Genomic DNA, 2,832 nt, shown 5'->3' on the forward strand with positions numbered 1-2,832 from the left:
GACCCGCTGAGCTTCAGGCTCGGGCGAGCAATTCGGCCGCCTCCTCTTCGCTCAGCGCCGCCGGCCGCTCACAGCGGTCCTCAATCGTGATCACCCGGCCCTGCTCGCTGGCGGCAAGCAGCCCCTCCATCACCGCGGTGACATGGAGGCCGAGCCCGCCCGCCAGCCGCGGCGTGCGGCCCTCCCGGATCGCTCGGGCGAACTCGGCGACGCCCAGGCCGCGGTCATTGGCGTGGATCGGCGCATCGAAGGGGTAGTTGGCCTTGCCGAACACCCGCTCCCGCGTCGGCAGCTCTCGCCAGCCATCCGCCCGCGTGCCGAGCTCGACGACCCCGCCCATGAAGTTCGGGTCAGGCACCCTGAGGGACGCCCTAGTGCCGTAGAGCTCGATCGGCCGGTGGCCGTGCGCCTCGACGTCCCAGCTCGCCCCGAACATGACCTTGGCACCGCTGGCGAAGTCGAGCAGGCCCATGATCGTGGTGGCGACTTCCGGACGGATGGTCTGCCCCTGCATCGGCCCCGGTGCCGTCACCACCCGCTCCGCAATCCCGGTCGCGGCCAGGGCCGCCACCCGCTCAACCGGGCCCAGGAGCTGGACCAGCTGGGTGACATAGTAGGGGCCCATGTCGAACACCGGCCCGCCGCCCGGCTGGAAGTAGAAGCCCGGCGACGGGTGCCAGTGCTCCATGCCGCGCGACAGCACGAAGGCGGTGCCGGCGGTGATCGTGCCGACCTCGCCCTCGTCGACCAGCTTGCGCGCGAGCTGTCCGCCCGGCCCCAGGATCGTGTCGGGCGCCACGGCCAGATGAACGCCCCTGCGCCTGGCCAGTGCCGTCAGCTCGCGGGCACCCGCCAGTGAGGTCGCCAGCGGCTTCTCGCTGTAGACATGCTTGCCGGCCTCCAGGGCCGCGCCCGACACCTCCACATGGGCGTTGGGGATGGTCAGGTTCAGGACGATGTCGACCTCGTCCGCACCGAACAGCTCCGGCACGCTCAGGGCGCGCAGACCGTACTTGCCTGCGAGTACCTGGGCGATCTCCGGGCGGAGATCGGCGCAGGCGCGGATCTCGATGTTGGCAAAGCGGGGCGCATTGCGGCAGTAGATATCGGCGATCGTGCCGCAGCCGATGATGCCGACGCCCATCTTCCTCGTCATCGGTTCACCAGCTCCGCATGGTGGCGAGCGAGCGCCGGGCAAAGCGCAACCCGTCGCTCGGCTTGTCGTGCTCGGCGATCCAGTGCTTCGTGCCGGCCTGCTTCAGCGCCGGGACGATCAGCCTCCAGTCCAGCATACCATGGCCGACATCGGCCCAGCCGTCCTCGCCATTGTCCGGATCGGGATCGATGTCCTTGACGTGCGTGGCGACGATCCGCTCGCCATAGCGTCGGATCCACTCGGTCGGATCCTCTCCGCCCCGGGTCACCCAGGCCACGTCGCACTCCCAGAGCACGTCGTCGGAGGCAGCGAGCAGATGCTCCATCGGCCGGCTGCCGTCAGGAAGCTGCGCCATCTCGAAGTCGTGGTTGTGCCAAGCGAGGCTCAGGCCCGCCGACTTCAGCCGGGTGGCATAGCCGGCCAGCTCGGCACCGATCCGCATCCAGCCCGGCGTATCGCCTGGCCGGTCACCCGGCTGGAGGAACGGGATCACGACCGTCTCCAGCCGCAGCGTCTCGGCAATGCGCAGGATGCCGTCCAGGCCGGCGCGGAACCGGTCGATCCCGATATGGGCGGTGGGCGAGCTGAGGCCAGCGGCGGTGATCGCCTCTGCCAGCCCGCTGATGTCCTCCATCAGGGCACCGTAGGGCTCGACCTTGCGGTAGCCGAGTTCGGACAGCTCGGCGATCCGTGCCGCCAGCGGCGGAAATTCGCGGAGCGAATAGAGCTGCAGTCCGGGTGCGATGGTCATGGCGTCTTCCAGGAAGGAAAGATGGGGGCCGGTCAGAGCCGGCGGCCGTCCTTGCGGTCGAACAGGGAGATCCGGTCCTGCGGCAGGCCGAGCGCCAGCCTGGTGCCGGGAGTGATCCGCGTGTCGCTGCCGGTGCGCACCGCCAGGAGATCCGGGCCGGAGCGGGCCCAGAGCAGCGTGTCCGCCCCCATGGGCTCACTCATCTCGACGACGAAATCGTCCCAGTCGCCCTGATCCGCCGGCTGCAGATGCTCAGGCCGGATGCCCAGCGTCACTTCGTGCCCGGGCCCGGGCTGCCCGTCGAAGGCATAGCCGTCCAGCCGCAGCACATGGCTGTCAGTGGCAAAGCGCCAGCCAGATACTCCGTCCGGCAGCAGCCGCCCGTCCACGAAGTTCATGCGCGGGCTGCCGACGAAGCCGGCGACGAAGCGGTTGGCCGGGCGGTGGTAGATCTCGTGCGGGGTGGCGAGCTGCTGGATCCGCAGGTCCTTCATTACCGCAATCCGGTCGGCCAGGGTCAGCGCCTCGATCTGGTCGTGGGTGACGTAGATCATGGTCGAGCCTAGCTGCTGGTGCAGCCGCTTGATCTCGACGCGCAGCTCGTTGCGCAGCTGGGCGTCCAGGTTGGAAAGCGGCTCGTCGAACAGGAACACGTCGGCATCGCGCACGAGTGCCCGGCCGATCGCGACGCGCTGGCGCTGCCCGCCGGAGAGCTGGTCCGGTCGGCGGTCGAGCAGGTGGTCGATCTGGAGCATGGCCGCGGCCTTGGCGACCCGCCGCTCGATCTCGTCCTTCGGCGTGCCGGCCATGCGCAGGCCGAACGACAGGTTCTTGCGCACGCTCATGCGCGGGTAGAGCGCATAGGACTGGAACACCATGGCGATGCCCCGGTCCTTCGGCTCCTCCCAGGTGACGTTGCGCCCGC

Annotated in this window: 3 protein-coding genes; all 3 read right to left on the reverse strand. The window is 69.6% G+C overall.

The genetic code is table 11. From position 1 onward, the window contains the following. Positions 1 to 13: 13 nt before the first annotated feature. A complete protein-coding gene (locus EQG76_RS16010) occupies positions 14 to 1,156 on the reverse strand; it encodes a Gfo/Idh/MocA family protein (RefSeq protein ID WP_159715226.1) in 1,143 nt (380 codons plus the stop codon). A 4-nt stretch (positions 1,157 to 1,160) separates the two neighbouring features. After that, on the reverse strand, positions 1,161 to 1,907 hold the full coding sequence (locus EQG76_RS16015) for a sugar phosphate isomerase/epimerase family protein (protein WP_159715228.1): 747 nt from the start codon (positions 1,905 to 1,907) through the stop codon (positions 1,161 to 1,163). A 32-nt stretch (positions 1,908 to 1,939) separates the two neighbouring features. Beyond that, positions 1,940 to 2,832: ABC transporter ATP-binding protein (locus tag EQG76_RS16020; protein ID WP_159715230.1), on the reverse strand; the 893-nt coding region annotated here is incomplete at its 5' end.

The sequence above is a fragment of the Geminicoccus flavidas genome, assembly GCF_009806515.1.
Taxonomy (GTDB): domain Bacteria; phylum Pseudomonadota; class Alphaproteobacteria; order Geminicoccales; family Geminicoccaceae; genus Geminicoccus; species Geminicoccus flavidus.

Excerpts from the sequence above, each read along its gene's own strand:
- EQG76_RS16010 (WP_159715226.1), bottom strand. The coding sequence starts at position 1,156 with ATGACGAGGAAGATGGGCGTCGGCATCATCGGCTGCGGCACGATCGCC.
- EQG76_RS16015 (WP_159715228.1), bottom strand. The coding sequence starts at position 1,907 with ATGACCATCGCACCCGGACTGCAGCTCTATTCGCTCCGCGAATTTCCG.